Origin of the sequence: Chryseobacterium sp. IHB B 17019 (genome assembly GCF_001456155.1) — a bacterium.
In the GTDB taxonomy this organism is placed as follows: Bacteria; Bacteroidota; Bacteroidia; order Flavobacteriales; family Weeksellaceae; genus Chryseobacterium.
Genome location: NZ_CP013293.1, coordinates 3,206,409 through 3,221,818, shown reverse-complemented (window position 1 = coordinate 3,221,818; position 15,410 = coordinate 3,206,409). Strand labels below are relative to the sequence as shown.

12 protein-coding genes are annotated in these 15,410 nt (G+C 35.2%); 5 read left to right on the top strand and 7 right to left on the bottom strand.

Going from position 1 to position 15,410, the window contains the following annotated elements:
* The first annotated feature begins 29 nt into the window (after window positions 1–29).
* The 3 genes from ATE47_RS14830 to ATE47_RS14820 all read left to right on the top strand — a co-directional run bounded on the left by ATE47_RS14830 (window position 30) and on the right by ATE47_RS14820 (window position 4,224).
* Window positions 30–1,055 (top strand): hypothetical protein, encoded by a 1,026-nt coding sequence (locus ATE47_RS14830; protein WP_062162690.1) that lies wholly within the window; start codon window positions 30–32, stop codon window positions 1,053–1,055.
* 28 nt (window positions 1,056–1,083) lie between these two features.
* On the top strand, window positions 1,084–2,838 hold the full coding sequence (locus tag ATE47_RS14825; protein ID WP_062162689.1) for a discoidin domain-containing protein: 1,755 nt from the start codon (window positions 1,084–1,086) through the stop codon (window positions 2,836–2,838).
* 168 nt (window positions 2,839–3,006) lie between these two features.
* Window positions 3,007–4,224 (top strand): serine hydrolase domain-containing protein, encoded by a 1,218-nt coding sequence (locus ATE47_RS14820; RefSeq protein ID WP_062162688.1) that lies wholly within the window; start codon window positions 3,007–3,009, stop codon window positions 4,222–4,224.
* Window positions 4,225–4,299: 75 nt separating this feature from the next.
* Here the strand turns inward: ATE47_RS14820 and ATE47_RS14815 are convergent, their stop codons facing one another.
* The 7 genes from ATE47_RS14815 to ATE47_RS14785 form a co-directional block, all read right to left on the bottom strand.
* Window positions 4,300–5,157, bottom strand: coding sequence for an alpha/beta hydrolase (locus tag ATE47_RS14815; protein ID WP_062162687.1), 858 nt, complete (start codon window positions 5,155–5,157; stop codon window positions 4,300–4,302).
* 151 nt (window positions 5,158–5,308) lie between these two features.
* Window positions 5,309–7,570, bottom strand: a complete 2,262-nt coding sequence (locus ATE47_RS14810; RefSeq protein WP_062162686.1) for a TonB-dependent receptor domain-containing protein — start codon at window positions 7,568–7,570, stop codon at window positions 5,309–5,311.
* 352 nt (window positions 7,571–7,922) lie between these two features.
* Window positions 7,923–8,261: a DUF3817 domain-containing protein gene (locus ATE47_RS14805; protein WP_062162685.1), complete on the bottom strand. Its 339-nt coding sequence runs from the start codon at window positions 8,259–8,261 to the stop codon at window positions 7,923–7,925.
* 6 nt (window positions 8,262–8,267) lie between these two features.
* The gene (locus tag ATE47_RS14800; RefSeq protein WP_062162684.1) at window positions 8,268–9,068 is read right to left on the bottom strand and encodes a hypothetical protein; all 801 of its coding nucleotides are present in this window, start codon (window positions 9,066–9,068) and stop codon (window positions 8,268–8,270) included.
* A 5-nt stretch (window positions 9,069–9,073) separates the two neighbouring features.
* Complete coding sequence (nadD, locus tag ATE47_RS14795) at window positions 9,074–9,658, bottom strand: nicotinate (nicotinamide) nucleotide adenylyltransferase (RefSeq protein WP_062162683.1); 585 nt, start codon at window positions 9,656–9,658, stop codon at window positions 9,074–9,076.
* Between the two features lie 7 nt (window positions 9,659–9,665).
* Window positions 9,666–11,378 (bottom strand): single-stranded-DNA-specific exonuclease RecJ, encoded by a 1,713-nt coding sequence (gene recJ, locus ATE47_RS14790; RefSeq protein WP_062162682.1) that lies wholly within the window; start codon window positions 11,376–11,378, stop codon window positions 9,666–9,668.
* A 151-nt stretch (window positions 11,379–11,529) separates the two neighbouring features.
* The gene (locus tag ATE47_RS14785; protein ID WP_062162681.1) at window positions 11,530–13,152 is read right to left on the bottom strand and encodes an ABC-F family ATP-binding cassette domain-containing protein; all 1,623 of its coding nucleotides are present in this window, start codon (window positions 13,150–13,152) and stop codon (window positions 11,530–11,532) included.
* 213 nt (window positions 13,153–13,365) lie between these two features.
* On the opposite strand from ATE47_RS14785, the gene smpB reads away from it, so the two are divergent.
* Both smpB and ATE47_RS14775 read left to right on the top strand, forming a co-directional pair.
* Window positions 13,366–13,824, top strand: a complete 459-nt coding sequence (gene smpB, locus ATE47_RS14780; RefSeq protein ID WP_062162680.1) for an SsrA-binding protein SmpB — start codon at window positions 13,366–13,368, stop codon at window positions 13,822–13,824.
* A gap of 77 nt (window positions 13,825–13,901) precedes the next feature.
* Complete coding sequence (locus ATE47_RS14775; protein WP_062162679.1) at window positions 13,902–15,389, top strand: OmpA family protein; 1,488 nt, start codon at window positions 13,902–13,904, stop codon at window positions 15,387–15,389.
* Window positions 15,390–15,410 lie beyond the last annotated feature (21 nt).

Below are 15,410 nucleotides of genomic sequence, written 5' to 3'. Positions count from 1 at the left end.
TGCATATGATCATAAAATAATATGTAGATATGAAACAGCCTTGGATACATAATGCAAAAACAGACGGTTGGTTTATTTTATCACCACCTTTTTTGATTTTGCTTATTATTTTTCTTTTCCAAAAACAAATTCAGGGATTAGAAAACCAGTATTCTTTTTATACCTGGCTTTTTCTGATTGTTTTTGTGGATGTTGCGCATGTTTATTCAACATTATTTAAAACGTATTTCGTCAAAGAAGAAATTCAAAAAAGAAAACTTTTATATTACGGAATTCCAGCCTTAAGCTGGGTATTGGGATTGATTTTATACCAGTTTGGAAGCTTGACCTTTTGGTCGGTTCTGGCTTTAATTGCAGTTTTTCATTTTATTCGCCAGCAATATGGTTTCATGAGAATTTATGCTCGTTTCGAACCCAACAATTGGAGTAAGAGAATCGATGAGGTTGCCATTTATTCAGCAACAATTTATCCGATGCTGTATTGGTTTAAGACGCCTCGTGCTTTCACATGGTTTGTAGAAAATGAATTTAATTGGCTTCAAAATATTCCCGATTACAGAAACTTTATTACCGTTCTATATTTCATAATTTTAACGATTTGGGTTTTTAAAACTATTTTTGAATTTGTTAAATCAAGAAAGTTCAACATCCCTAAAATCGCTTTGATTATAGGTACTTATCTGTCATGGTATTTCGGTATTGTGTATTTTAATAATGATTTGGTTTTTACTTTTCTTAATGTCATTTCTCACGGAATTCCTTATGTAGCCTTAATTTATATCAGGGAAATCCAACAAAAAGAATCGCAGCAATTGAATAAACTTTCCATATTTAAATCTGCTTTCGGAATTGTTTTATTTATTTCAATAATTCTTGGTTTTGCTTTATTTGAGGAATTTTTATGGGAAATTTTGATTTGGCGCGAACATTTTTCTTTTAATTTTAAAATTTCATTAAATTGGTTCCAGGTTTTAGTTCCGTTGCTGGTTGTTCCGCAGTTAACACATTACCTATTAGACGGTTTTATTTGGCGTAAACCGAAAAAAGTTAACTAAATTTGCTTTTAATGTAAAAATTATGAAGATGCAGAAGTACTTATTTTTGTGTGCTTTTTTGTTGGCAATAGGTTTCAACGCACAACAAAAAACATTTTGTAACCCAATTAATATCGATTACGGTTACACCCCGTTTGAAAATTTTTCAAAACAAGGAAGACACCGCGCTACAGCGGATCCTGTGATTGTTAATTTTAAAGAAAAATTATTCCTTTTTTCTACCAATCAGGAAGGATACTGGTATAGTGATGATATGCTGGACTGGAAGTTTGTTAAGAGAAAATTCCTTAGAGACAACAAATATATCCATGATTTGAATGCACCTGCCGTTTGGAAAATGAAAGATACACTATATGTGTTCGGATCAACCTGGGAACAGGATTTCCCGATCTGGAAAAGTACAAATCCCACAAAAGACGATTGGCAAATAGCAGTCGATACATTGAAGGTAGGGGCTTGGGATCCCGCTTTTCATTATGACGAAGACAAAAATAAGCTGTACCTCTATTGGGGATCCAGCAACGAATGGCCGTTATTGGGAACCGAAGTGAAAGTAAAAACATTACAGTCCGAAGGTTTTGTAAAACCGATTATCAGATTAAAACCTGAAGATCACGGCTGGGAAAGATTTGGAGAATATAATGATAATGTTTTCCTGCAGCCTTTCGTAGAAGGGGCTTGGATGACAAAGCACAACGGAAAATATTATATGCAGTACGGAGCGCCGGCAACGGAATTCAGTGGATATTCCGATGGGGTTTATGTAAGTAAAGATCCTTTGGAAGGCTTCGAATATCAACAGCACAACCCATTTTCCTATAAACCCGGAGGTTTTGCCAGAGGAGCGGGACATGGCGCCACTTTTGAGGATAACTACAAAAACTGGTGGCATGTTTCAACGATTTTTATTTCCACTAAAAATAATTTTGAAAGAAGATTAGGAATTTGGCCGGCAGGATTTGACAAAGATGATGTGATGTACACCAACACAGCTTATGGAGATTACCCGACTTTGCTTCCGAAATATGCACAGGGAAAAGATTTTTCTAAAGGCCTTTTCGCCGGCTGGATGTTGCTGAACTACAATAAACCGGTTCAGGTGTCTTCAACACTGGGAGGATATCATTCTAACTATGCGGTGGATGAGGATATTAAAACGTATTGGAGTGCAAAAACCGGGAATTCAGGGGAGTGGTTCCAGACAGATTTAGGAGAAGTTTCTACAATCAATGCTATTCAAATTAATTATGCGGATCAGGATGTTGAGTTTTTAGGTAAAACTTTAGGCAAAATGCATCAATATAAAATTTACGGTTCCAATGACGGTAAAAAATGGAATGTAATTGTAGATAAAAGCAAAAATACAAAAGACGTTCCTCACGATTATGTAGAACTGGATAAGCCTGCAAAAGCAAGGTTCCTGAAAATGGAAAATTTAAAAATGCCAACAGGAAAATTTGCATTAAGTGGTTTCAGAGTGTTTGGAAAAGGACCGGGCGCAGCTCCTAAAAAAGTGGAAGATTTCGTTCCACTAAGATCAGATCCGAAAAAGTTTGGTGAAAGAAGGAGCATCTGGATGAAGTGGAAACAAAATCAGGATGCAGACGGATATGTGATTTATTGGGGGAAATCTCCGGATAAATTGTACGGAAGCATCATGGTGTACGGAAAAAATGAATATTTCTTCACCGGAGCAGACAGGGTAGATTCTTATTATTTTCAGATCGAAGCTTTCAATGCGAATGGTATTTCGGAAAGAACAGAAGTTTTTAAATCAGAATAAAATATTTAATTGAAAATATAATAGCCTCGGGAATTTAATATTTCTGAGGCTTTTTATTTTAAATAAGTGAATTTGAAGCAATGAAAAGAAAAATTTTAAACAGTCAATCCCTATTCGTTGAAATATTTATAAAAAATAACGAAATTAGCATCATAAATAAATTAAACTATGAAAAAACTCAGACTTCTTACTCTTTCATTGTTTTTGCCCTTTGTTTTTGCGGGATGCGGAGATGATGAAAAAGAGAATAACTATCAGCTTGAGCTGGACGCTGTAGTGAAAAATATTCACTCTAATCTTCAGAGAGATCTCAATACGGATGTTCCTTCGTTAAGCGTTTATATAGTTTCACCGAGAGGTACTTATTTCAGTACGGTAAAAGGCACCAATGGTACAGCCGTAACACCAAATACGTATTTCCGTTTTGCAAGCAATACCAAGAATTTTACCTCAACGGCAATTTTAAAAATGATGCAGGACGGCTGGCTGAATCTAGATGATAAAATCACAGCTAATATTCCCGGAACAACAGTTCCGTACACTCCGGATGTGGCAGACTGGAACTTTCCACACAAAAATGAAATTACGATTCGTCAGATTTTACAGCATAATGCGGGAATCTATGACCTGACAAATGATGCTTCACAATACAATATCGGTGGAGAAACTTATGCAGAGCACATGCTGACAACCAATCCTGATTTCCAGTTTTCGGCTTCAGATTATGCAAAAGTTCTGAAAGATCATAATTTGACGTATGGTCCGCCGAATACGGTTTATCATTATTCCAATACGGGATATACGATTTTAAGTGAGATTATTGCAAGAATTTATTCTCAAAAAACAAATTCAATCAAAACGTACGGAGATTTTATGTTTGACCAAATTGTAGGTCCGGGTTCAAAGAAACCTTTAGGAATCAAGTTTCCTGAACTGGCTTCAGATAAGCAACTGCCTTCGCCGTACGTAAAAGGATTAATTAAATTTTCCAGTCATGATGAGGTAACGGATCAGAAAAATGCAAGCGCCCACATCGGGGAAGGAAATGGAGTAGGAACTATGGTAATGCTGAGCGATTATATCAGAACTCTAATGAAAGGGCAGAATGTTTTGTACGCTTCAAGTGCAGAATTGATGAGAACCAGCAAAGGTCCTGCTACAACTTCCGGATATGCTCTGGGATGTTCAGATTTTACTGGAATCGGGTATGGACACAACGGTGCAACGGAAGGATATTTGTCTTTAATGGCTTATGATCCGAAATCCGATGTTTCTGTGGTAGTGCTGTTTCCTTTCTGGGATGTTAGAAGCGATGAGAAGTTTACAAGATGTTTAAATACCCTGAATACCACTGCTATTGAGGCGAAAAGAACTTTGGGATATTAGTTTTAAATACAAAAAACACTAATTTTTTCAAGAATAAGCACAACTAAAATTAAAATAAAAACGCTTTGAAAACTTTCAGAGCGTTTTATTTTTGTCTATGTTCTTCAGGAAATTACTGATCTTATTAATTAGAAAAGTTGAATGAGATTTCTCCTCCCATGAAAGATGGTTTCCGTTAAACTCATAAGATTCATGGTATACTTTATTTTTATCCATAGTTGAATCTAGAATCTTCTTCTGAGACATCGGAACCACTTCGTCCTGAGTTCCATAAAAAGAAATGGTTGGCGTTGAAGTAGCGGTAATCCAGTGAGTAGGGCTTCCAAAATTCATTGGAGATATATTTTTATCAACAATTTTAGGATCTATCAAATGTTTTTCAAGAAAAGAATAATCATCATAATTTTTGAAATCTGGATCGCTGAGATCGGCAGGACCAACAATATTTACAACGGCTTTTACCTTTTTATCCTGATCAAATTTATAAGCATAGAGCATTGACAGGCTTCCGCCGGCGCTGTTTCCGAGAAGAATGTATCTGGGTTTATAATTTAATTTCTTTTCTACTTTTAGCATTGCATTTTTAATGTCGTCCATTTGGTTTGGAAGGGCAAATTGTTTGGTGGAAGCGAGCCTGTAATCCATATTTACAAAAGTATGGGTAGGAAATTTTTTCATTAAATCGAAAGTAAAGCTTGTGATCTGAGATCTTTCCCCTCCACGCCATCCGCCACCGTGAATAATGATGAAGACACCTTCTTTAGACTTATTTTTGGGGATGTAAATGTCCATTTCCTGTTGTGGATCTTCACCATAAGAAACATTTTTTTCGATGGTAAAGGATGCATTTTTGCCAAGTTCAATTTTTTTCTGACAACCAGTTGAAAGTGCCATCATTAATAAGCCCCCGAGAATTAATACATACTTTTTCATACTTATTTATTATAATTGACTTAAATAAATTAATACTAAAATCAAGCCGTTGACAGTAAAATATTAACTTAATAATTAAATTTTAAAAAATAAAAAACCCGCCGAATTGCCGACGGGTTACCACAAAATAATTTTATATGAAGAATGATTGTTATCTCGTTCTGTTTTTAATAGCATCAGAAGCACTTTCGATGTCTCTTACTTTTTTCACCTTTTGGTTTCCGAAGTTGTAAGTAATGCTTACCGTTAGGTTTCTTCTGTACTGGTCATTTCTGATGTAATTGTAGTTTCCATTGTCCTGGAAGTCTTCAATTTCTACGATATTAGTTCTCAGAACGTCATTTACATTTACGGCAAAAGTCCAGTCGTTCCAGTTTTTCTTTAAGCTTAAATCTAAGCTCATCAAGTTTTTAAGCACTCCAAGCTCGATTTGCTGTTTGTCTATATAGAAGAAATTTGCACCTAAGAACCAAGTTTTCTTTTTGTCAAGACGAAGCGTGTTGTTGGTTTGAATAACAACGCTGGTAGACTTTCTGTTGTTGATGTAATCGTCAAAAACCTGTCCTGTCGTAGGATCTGTATTCAAGAATCCATCATTGATATTGTGCTGCACTCCAACATTGAAATTGGTGGTAAGGTATTGTTTGAAGAACGTTTTTTGAATTCCCACCATAGCAGACATTTCCTGCTTGTCTCCGAAATTGGTTCTGATATAGGCCAATTGTATTCTTTCCTGATTCGTTTTTGGGTCGATATAGCTTCTCTGTAAAGGAACTTGGGTAATCTGATCTTTTACATACGTGTGATTTAAAATAAAGAAGTATGAGTTTTTATACATATATGTTAACTCCTGATTGTACGTAGATGAAGCTTTTACAAAAGGGTTGTTTTGGGTATAATTATCTTCTGTAATAAGGTTTTTCACAGGGTTCAGCTCCCAGAAACTAGGTCTTCTCATTCTGCTTGAAAATGAATAAGACAAATTATTCTTATCATTTATGGCATAATTGAAGCTTAAATAAGGTAAAAGATTATTATAATTTCTTTCAATTTTCTGGTTGGATTCTACATTGTTTTTCCAGCTGTCCGCAGTTCCTAAACTGTTGGTGATCTCATATCTTGTCCCCACTTTCCCGGATAATTTATCAGAGAATTTCTTTTCAAAAGTTACATATACACCGTAAATGTTTTCATCATAAATGAAATGGTTAAAATCATTTTCTGAAGGAAGCTGGTTCCCTGAAATATCGTATGGATAGGTGTAATTTTTTGTATCGTTGTCGGTTTTAGTTTTGTTAAAATTCCCTCCGGCAGAAAAAGTAAAGTCATTTTTAAACTTTTGGATGTAATCTACCGTTCCGGAAAAGTTATTGATGATCTGAGGGATATCCTGGATTATTTTTTTGCTGTTTTGGGTGAAATCTCCTGCTGGATCTTTAATCATCGTATTATTATCAGAATACTGGAATCTTTTATAATTAAGATAAGCGGCATTCAAATTCAATTTGCTTCCCAAAGAATCAAGCTTTAATTCATAGTTTAAATTGACTGAATTGTTGTAATTCCTTGCATCTTCTTTATTTTTCGTTTTTGTGTAATTGGTAGAAGCCAAATTTCCATTTTCATCATATCTCGTTATCGTATTTAATAAATTAATAGTTGAGTTGTAGCTTTTATTCGCCCAGGAATTCCAGGATAGAGCCAGATTACTTTTTTCGGTTAATTGATAATCAATATTTAAATATCCACCAATGTTTTTGTTCGGATCGTCGATATCACCAACGGATTCATTTTGGACGTTACCGGTTCTATTTCTTAAAATATAAGATTGCGGATTAATACTTTCGCCGCCGCTCAAATTTGCATTAATTCCCAGCTTATCTTTTCTGTAATTCACGGAAAAGCTTGCATTGCTGGAGTTATATTTATTCTGTGAGTTCGACATTCTCATATTCCCGCTTGTCCCGTCACTCATTTTTTTCTTCAGCACGATATTGATGATTCCGTCTGAAGATTCTACCTGATATTCACTTCCAGGAACGGTAATCACCTCAATTCTCTGGATGTTTTCGGCAGGTGTATTTTTTAGGAATTGAGTTAAGGATTCTGCATCCATATTGGTTTTTCTCCCGTTGATGAAGATTAGTGCGTTGTTTTTTCCTGTGATTTTCAATGTTTTATCATCCGTTGTCGATAAAAGTGGAGTTTGCTTTAATAAATCAAAAGTTGTATTTCCTTTTGTAACAGGAGATGCGGCAACGTCATACACAAAACGGTCACTTTGTTTTTTGAAGATCTGTTTTGTCATCGTTACCCCTTCAATGGTTTTAGTTTTTACAGTGTCTTGTTTTTTTTCCTGTGCGAAGGTTAATCCGCTGAAAAATATAGCTGCGATGAGAATTGGCGTTTTCATGATGTTTATTTTAGAAAGTTTAATAGCTTGTATTTTTTATTATCTAACATTGCAAAGATATATAATAAATTTAGTATCATGCAATACAAAGTACTTAAAATATTTGTAATACTAATTTAACTAATTGATTTTCAGTGACTAAAAATTTATGTTAAATATGAATTTCAAAGGCTTTGTTATTTAATGAGACAATTTTGCCCCGACTTTTGTTACATCACAGGGTGAAATTTGTTGAGAATTAAAAGAAAATTAATAATCAGGAAGAGGAAATTGTTGTGAAAATTTAATTGTAAACAGCTCCTCGGAAATGTATTTAGCAAAAAAAAGAACCAAATTTTGGTTCTTTTAAATTTTATTCTCTATCGAAACGGGCGAGTTTTTTATCGACCCAAATGGTGGCAAAAGGAAAAAATGCCGAGAGTAGGGCAAACACAAAATCCTCATCATCCCATTGGAAAATCTTTCTCGCAGGCAGGCAAAGCAAAAGGTAAAGCGTAAAAAATAACCCATGCAAACTACCGATCACGCTAATGAAAATAATAGAATATAAATTTTCATCATAACGTATCCAGATCATCGCAACACCATACAGTAATAAACAGGAAATAGCTTCCGCCAGACAAACCTGTCTGAACCATTTAATGACTCTTTCCTGAGAATATTTTGAGAAAAATTTTTCTATGAAATTCATTTTAAGTTATTTATAATAAATTTTGAAAGATGTTTTTACTCCATCATATCTTCCACTATTTTCTGAGAGTACAAAGATAGGGGAATTAATAAAATCTTTAATCTTCCTTTCGAGATAAGGAATGAATTGTTTGTTATGATTATCATCAATATGATGCTCAAAACTCTCTAATAATAATTTATGATTTTCATAATCAAAGTTCAATTGGACTATTGTAAAAGAAGCGTTTTTCAGTAGAGAACTTTTATAACCTTTCGGATAAATAAAATTTTTGAAAAACAATTTATTAATCATTTCATCTGCAATTGCATCGTTATTATCATAAATCCAATCTAAATGCTCGTTGTATTCAAAAATTATCGATGGATTTTTATTAATATATTCCAGAAGAGATTGCCTAACAAGACTTAACATGAAATCTTCACCAAACTTTTTCTCAGTGAAAACATTCATGTAACGATGATAACATTTATCCGTTGTATAATGATGAGGTAGATCGCTGCCAGATCCTATTCCTCCCCAACTTATATTATGGTTTTGTAATAAACTTTGAAGTTCTTTTTTAGCGGGAAAATCGCTGTCAGAAGGAACAGAGTTGTAAATATAATATTTGTTTTGAGTTTTAGAATCAGCAACTGCTCTTAGAGAATCCTTACTACAACGCTCATTGTAATATTTTATACGTTCTTGAAATATCTTGATACGTTCTTCTAAATCCTGTTGTTTTTTAATAGAATCTTCCTTAGAAATAGTTTGCCCGAAAGCAAACAGCTGAGCAAAAAGAAATAAAAAAAAATAGAATCTCATCTCAATTATTTATAAAAACTACTACCGTCCAAATATTCAAAAACTTCCGGCGGCAACATTGGCCGTACATTTTTACCGTCTCTGATCATGTTTCGGATTTCCGTTGCAGAAAGTTCAATAACAGGAGCTTTAATCAAAGAAATATTGTCATGCTGAAGATATTCTGAATCTTTTTTTTCACCCTCAAACATTCTTGGATAAACAATAATATGATGATTTTTAATTAAAGTTTCAGAATTTTTCCACTTATGAAGGCTGCCCAAATTATCTTCACCCATAATTAAGCTAAAAGAATAATCGGGATATTTTTCATGAAGATATGTCAGAGTATCAATCGTATAGCTCGGTTGTGGAAGTGAAAATTCTACATTAGAAGCACGCATTTTAGGATAGTTTTTTACGGCAAGCTGCACCATATCCAATCTGTTGTGATCCTTTAACAAAGATTTTTTTTCTTTAAAAGGATTTTGCGGACTTACCACAAACCACAATTCATCCATATCGGAATTCTCCAGAATGTAATTTGCCAGAATTAAATGCCCAATATGAATCGGGTTAAACGAACCAAAAAACAAACCTATCTTTTTCATGATATTTCTAATCCCTAAACTTTACATCCTTGATATTCAGATAATGCGTAACATTGCCTTTCCAGTGATTCTCTTCAAGTGTGAAAGCAAGATCAAAGCTTTTATTTCTAAAATCATCAGCATGTTGGCCTAGTTTAAAACCTACACATTCTATATTTCTTCCGGTAGATTCCTGTTTGATATAAAATTTCAGGTGATTATTATCTTTACCCATCGTTTTTATATATCCGGAAATCTTTTGATTGGTTAAAGCTAAAATCGGTTTCATATTATGAGGCCCGAAAGGAGCCAGTTTTCTGTGGAAATTGATAAACTCCCTGTTGATCTCATCAACCTGGATCACAGAATCTATCGTAATACAAGGTTCCTTCTGGTGTTCCTGGATCTTTTCAGAAACCACTCTTTCAAACTTTTCTTTGAAAGCATCAAATTTGTCCTTCTCCATGGAAAGTCCCGCCGCTGCATGATGCCCTCCAAATTTTAAGAAATATTCCGAGCACATATCTAATGCCTCATGCACATCAAAATCTGAAACGGATCTTGCCGAAGCTACCATTTCACCATTATTTCCGTCGGTAAAAACAAGGGTAGGTTTGTAATAGGTTTCAATTAATCTTGAAGCCACAATCCCGATTACGCCTTTGTTCCATTCCGGGTGGTAAACAATGGTGGTATATTTTGTTTCCTGTTGAGATTCAATGACTTGGTTTAATGCTGAAAGGGTAGAATTCATATCCAGTTCTCTTCTTTCATCATTAAGATCCATAATGTCGCTTACAATCTGATGAGCGTGTTTGAGATTATCCGAAACCATTAATTCAACAGCTGCTCTTCCGTGTGAAATTCTTCCTGCAGCATTGATTTTCGGGGCAATTTCAAAAACGATGTTTGAGATTTCGAAGTGAGAAAGCTTATCATCAGGAATTAATAATCTTAATCCTAAATTTCTTGTTTTTCGTAACACTTTCAGTCCCATTTTAGCCAAAACCCTATTTTCGCCCGTCATAGAAACGATATCTGCAGCAATGGAAATGGCGAGAAGGTCTGTTAATTCAAATAATTCCGCTTCGGGAAGTTTATAAATTGTATTTAAACCCTGGCAAAGCTTAAAACCAACGCCACATCCGGAAAGTTCCTTGAATGGATAACGGCAGTCAATTCTTTTTGGATCCAGAACTGCAACAGCGTTTGGAATTTCATCTCCGGGTAAATGGTGATCACAAATGATAAAATCAATGCCTAAATTTTGTGCATAGCTTATCATATCCAAAGCCTTGATCCCGCAGTCCAGAGCAATGATTAGGGAAAAGCCATTTTCTTTGGCAAAATCTATCCCTTCGGTAGAAATACCGTATCCTTCAGAGTTTCTGTCTGGAATATAATAATCTAAATATTTTTTCTGAACAATTTTGCTGAGGTAAAGGTACATCAGGGCAACAGCGGTGGTTCCGTCTACATCATAATCACCGTAAACAAGTATTTTTTCTCCGTTTTCGATGGCTGTGGCAATTCGCTCTACGGCTTTCTGCATATCCGCCATCAGGAAGGGGTTGTGGATGTCGCTAACGTTTGGTTTGAAAAACTCTCTTGCCTTCTGATAATTGTCAATTCCTCTAAGAACGAGGAGTTTAGATTCGAAAGTTCCAAAACCAAGTGACGAACTTAATCCATCCACAATTTCCTCATCAGGTTCGGGCTTATAAATCCATTTTTGACTCATTTCACAAAAATAAGGAAAATATATTTTAAAAAGTAGTGCTGCCTTGTTAATATAAAAATTTAGATTCTAATAATTATTACTATCCGGCAAACAAAATAGCTACTCACAGGAGTAGCTATTTTTATTTTTGAACTAAGAATTTAGTTTACTATTAAGAGTACATTTTCTCTCTTAATTCCTTTACTTTTTTATCAGCAAGATATTCATCGTAAGTCATCTCTCTGTCGATGATTCCTTGCGGAGTCAGTTCGATGATTCTGTTACAGACTGTCTGAAGCATTTCGTGGTCATGAGATGCCAGTAAAAGATTTCCTTTAAAGTTAGACAATGAGTTGTTCAAAGTCGTGATACTTTCAAGGTCTAAGTGGTTGGTAGGCTCGTCTAATAAAAGAACGTTTGCCTTCTGAAGCATCATTCTGCTGAACATACATCTCATTTTTTCACCACCAGAAAGTACTTTACAAGATTTCAAAGCTTCATCTCCTGAGAAAAGCATTCTTCCCAAGAATCCTCTCATGAATTCTTCGTGGCGCTCTTCATCATTTTTTGTGAATTGTCTCAACCAATCAACTAAGCTGATATCTTCCTGGAAGAAATTGGTATTGTCTAAAGGCATGTGAGACTGGTTTGTAGTAACTCCCCAGGCAACAGTTCCTTTATCTGCTTGAACATTTCCGGCTAAAATCTCAAAGAATTCTGTAATTGCCAATGAATTTTTAGACAAAACAGCAACTTTATCCCCTTTTTTAAGGTTTAAATCAATGTTTGAGAATAATAATTCTCCGTCTTTAGTTTTTTCAAGACCTTTTACATCCAAAATCTGATCACCCGCTTCTCTTTCCATTTCGAAAATGATGGCAGGATATCTTCTTGAAGATGGTTTAATATCATCGATATTTAATTTATCGATCATTTTCTTTCTTGCAGTTGCCTGTTTAGCTTTTGCAACGTTTGAACTAAATCTTGCGATGAAGTCCTGCAGCTCTTTCTTCTTTTCTTCCGCTTTCTTGTTAGCCTGAGCTCTTTGTCTCGTAGCCAATTGTGAAGCCTGATACCAGAAAGAGTAGTTACCTGTATAAAGGTTAAGTTTAGCATAATCCAAGTCACCGATGTGCGTACAAACCGTGTCTAAGAAGTGACGGTCGTGAGATACAACAATTACCGTATTTTCGTAATCTGCAAGGAAATCTTCCAACCAAGAAATTGTGTCAATATCAAGGTCATTCGTAGGCTCATCCAGAATCAATACATCAGGGTTTCCGAAAAGTGCCTGAGCTAATAGAACTTTTACTTTGTCCTTATTCTCAAGCTCACCCATCATCTGCCAGTGCATATCGTCTTTAATACCAACGTTTGAAAGCATGGTCTGTGCATCTGATTCTGCAGTCCATCCACCCATTTCATCATAGATTACTCCAAGTTCACCTGCTTTGATGCCGTCTTCGTCGGAAAAGTCTTCTTTTGCGTAAAGCGCATCCATCTCCTCCTTTATCTCGAATAATCTTTTATTTCCTCTTAAAACGGTTTCAAGAACCGTAAAATTATCATATGCAAAGTGATCCTGCTCAAGAACTGACATCCTTTTTCCAGGTTCCAAAGATATGTGTCCTGTAGTCGGGTCCTGCTTTCCTGTTAATATTTTAAGGAATGTAGACTTTCCTGCACCATTTGCTCCGATGATCCCGTAGCAGTTTCCTTTCGTAAACATAATGTTTACCTCGTCAAAAAGAACCCTTTTCCCGAATTGTAAAGATAAGTTAGATACTGTTAACATATAGTTTTGTAAATTTGGCGCAAAAATACGAAAAGAATTTGGGTATTTGTAATAATGTAATAGTCAAGTTTTTAAATGTGGAGTATTTTTTATATATTTCATTAATTATTTAATGTGTGGGAGTTGTGGAAAAGGATTAATAAAGATGATACACTCCTAGATATTATGATTTTAACAATTTAATTATAAATTATAATTAAAAAGAATTTTAGAATGAAGATTGAAAAGACAGTTAATATATTAAATAGAAGAGCTAGATTTGAATACGAAATTCTCGAAGAATTTGAGGCGGGAATGGTTTTAACGGGGACAGAAATAAAATCTTTGCGTTCTTCGAAAGCGTCTATCGCAGAATCGTTCTGCCAGTTTATTGATGGGGAATTGTATATCATTAATATGATGATTGATGAGTACAAATTAGGCACTTTTTACAATCACAAGGCAAAAAGGGAACGGAAATTGCTGTTGCACAAAAAAGAATTGCAAAAGCTCGAAAAAAAGCTAAAGGATGCAGGGAACACTATAATTCCCTTAAAACTATATATCAACGACAGGGGAAAAGCGAAGGTTTTGATTGCCTTAGCCAGAGGGAAAAAGCTTTTTGATAAGAGGGAGAGCATAAAAGATAGAGAAAATAAACGTAACCTGGACAGAATATTAAAGAAAAGTTAAAAATCATTTGAAAAACTTTGTATATAAAGAAAAATTATATTTATTTTGCATTATCAATTATTTAATCATTTAATTCTATGAAAAATCTAAAATTAGGAATTTCAGCATTGGCACTTACTGTTGCTTCTACTGTGTTCGCTCAGACTACCAACAATCCGTGGATGATCGGGGTTGGTGCTCACGCGGAAAACCATATGGCACAGAGAGACAATTTCAGTAATACGTTCTCTGCTAATAATTTGACGAAGACAATGTTCAATATGAACAACTTCTCTATTACACCTCCATTGTCTAAGCTTATCGTAGCTAGAAACATTGGTAAGGGTTTAGTAATCGACTGGCAAACTACAGTAGGAAATGTTGAAAACAAAAGATTCAACATGGGGAAAGAATTCTTCCTTCAAACTGGTCTTGGTTTCCAAGCTAAAGCTGCAGGTCTTTTATGGAATGAAGAATCTTGGTTCGATCCATATTTAAGAGTTGGTGCTAACTACCTAAGACATGACCATTCTTCTCTTACTTTCCCAAGAACTGACGCAAATGGAGCGATTGTTACAAACGGAGAGAACGGTAATGAAAATGGTAAAGCTAACTTCTTTACTCTTGCTACTGGTGCAGGTATCAACTTCTGGGTAACTAAAAACTTCGGTCTTGGTATCCAAGGTGATTATGTTTCAACTCCAGGTAACAAGTCTGGTGTTGCTAACTTCTGGCAAGCTGGAGCATCATTGAACTTCAGATTTGGTAACAGAGACAGAGATAAGGATGGTATCTTAGATAAAGACGATTTATGTCCTGATACACCAGGTTTACCAGAATTCCAAGGATGTCCTGATACTGACGGTGATGGAGTTCCAGATAAAGACGATCAATGTCCAGATGTGGCTGGTCCAGTTGAAAACAACGGATGCCCTTGGCCAGATACTGACGGTGACGGTGTAATCGACAAAGATGATGCTTGTCCTACAGTTGCAGGTCCTGCTGAAAACAACGGTTGTCCTTGGCCAGATACAGACGGTGACGGTATCCTTGATAAAGATGATGCTTGTCCTACTGTTCCAGGTCTTCCAGAATACAACGGATGTCCTAAGCCTAAAACTGTAGTTGCTGACGAATTAGAAACTAACTTTAGAGCTGTATTCTTTGATTTCAACAAAGCTACTATCAAAGCTGAGTCTACTCCAGCATTAGATAAAGCTGCTGACATCATTAAGAAAGAAGGTGGTAACTATCTATTAGAAGGTAGAACTGATAAAAAAGGAACTGAGGCTTACAACTTGAAGTTATCTAGAGAAAGAGCTGCTGCTGTAGTTGCTGCTTTAGATGCAAGAGGTGTAGATCCAAACGCTCTTAAATCAGTAGGTGTTGGTGAAGCTAAAGCTACAATCGATGAAAAAGCGACTGATGCTGAAAGACAAGCTGACAGAAAAGTAGTTGTAAAAGCTATTGAAAATGCTGACGAGTGGAACGCAATCAAGAAAAGAGATTACGAAGATGCTCCAGTGAAAAAAGCAACTAAGAAGAAAGCTACTGCTAAGAAAAAAGTAGTTAAAAAAAGAAAATAATTAAATTTTTCTAAATATAAT

Bases quoted from the DNA above. Each gene is read 5' to 3' on its own strand.
- ATE47_RS14830 (WP_062162690.1), top strand. From the start codon at position 30: ATGAAACAGCCTTGGATACATAATGCAAAAACAGACGGTTGGTTTATT.
- ATE47_RS14825 (WP_062162689.1), top strand. From the start codon at position 1,084: ATGCAGAAGTACTTATTTTTGTGTGCTTTTTTGTTGGCAATAGGTTTC.
- ATE47_RS14820 (WP_062162688.1), top strand. From the start codon at position 3,007: ATGAAAAAACTCAGACTTCTTACTCTTTCATTGTTTTTGCCCTTTGTT.
- ATE47_RS14815 (WP_062162687.1), bottom strand. From the start codon at position 5,157: ATGAAAAAGTATGTATTAATTCTCGGGGGCTTATTAATGATGGCACTT.
- ATE47_RS14810 (WP_062162686.1), bottom strand. From the start codon at position 7,570: ATGAAAACGCCAATTCTCATCGCAGCTATATTTTTCAGCGGATTAACC.
- ATE47_RS14805 (WP_062162685.1), bottom strand. From the start codon at position 8,261: ATGAATTTCATAGAAAAATTTTTCTCAAAATATTCTCAGGAAAGAGTC.
- ATE47_RS14800 (WP_062162684.1), bottom strand. From the start codon at position 9,068: ATGAGATTCTATTTTTTTTTATTTCTTTTTGCTCAGCTGTTTGCTTTC.
- nadD (WP_062162683.1), bottom strand. From the start codon at position 9,658: ATGAAAAAGATAGGTTTGTTTTTTGGTTCGTTTAACCCGATTCATATT.
- recJ (WP_062162682.1), bottom strand. From the start codon at position 11,378: ATGAGTCAAAAATGGATTTATAAGCCCGAACCTGATGAGGAAATTGTG.
- ATE47_RS14785 (WP_062162681.1), bottom strand. From the start codon at position 13,152: ATGTTAACAGTATCTAACTTATCTTTACAATTCGGGAAAAGGGTTCTT.
- smpB (WP_062162680.1), top strand. From the start codon at position 13,366: ATGAAGATTGAAAAGACAGTTAATATATTAAATAGAAGAGCTAGATTT.
- ATE47_RS14775 (WP_062162679.1), top strand. From the start codon at position 13,902: ATGAAAAATCTAAAATTAGGAATTTCAGCATTGGCACTTACTGTTGCT.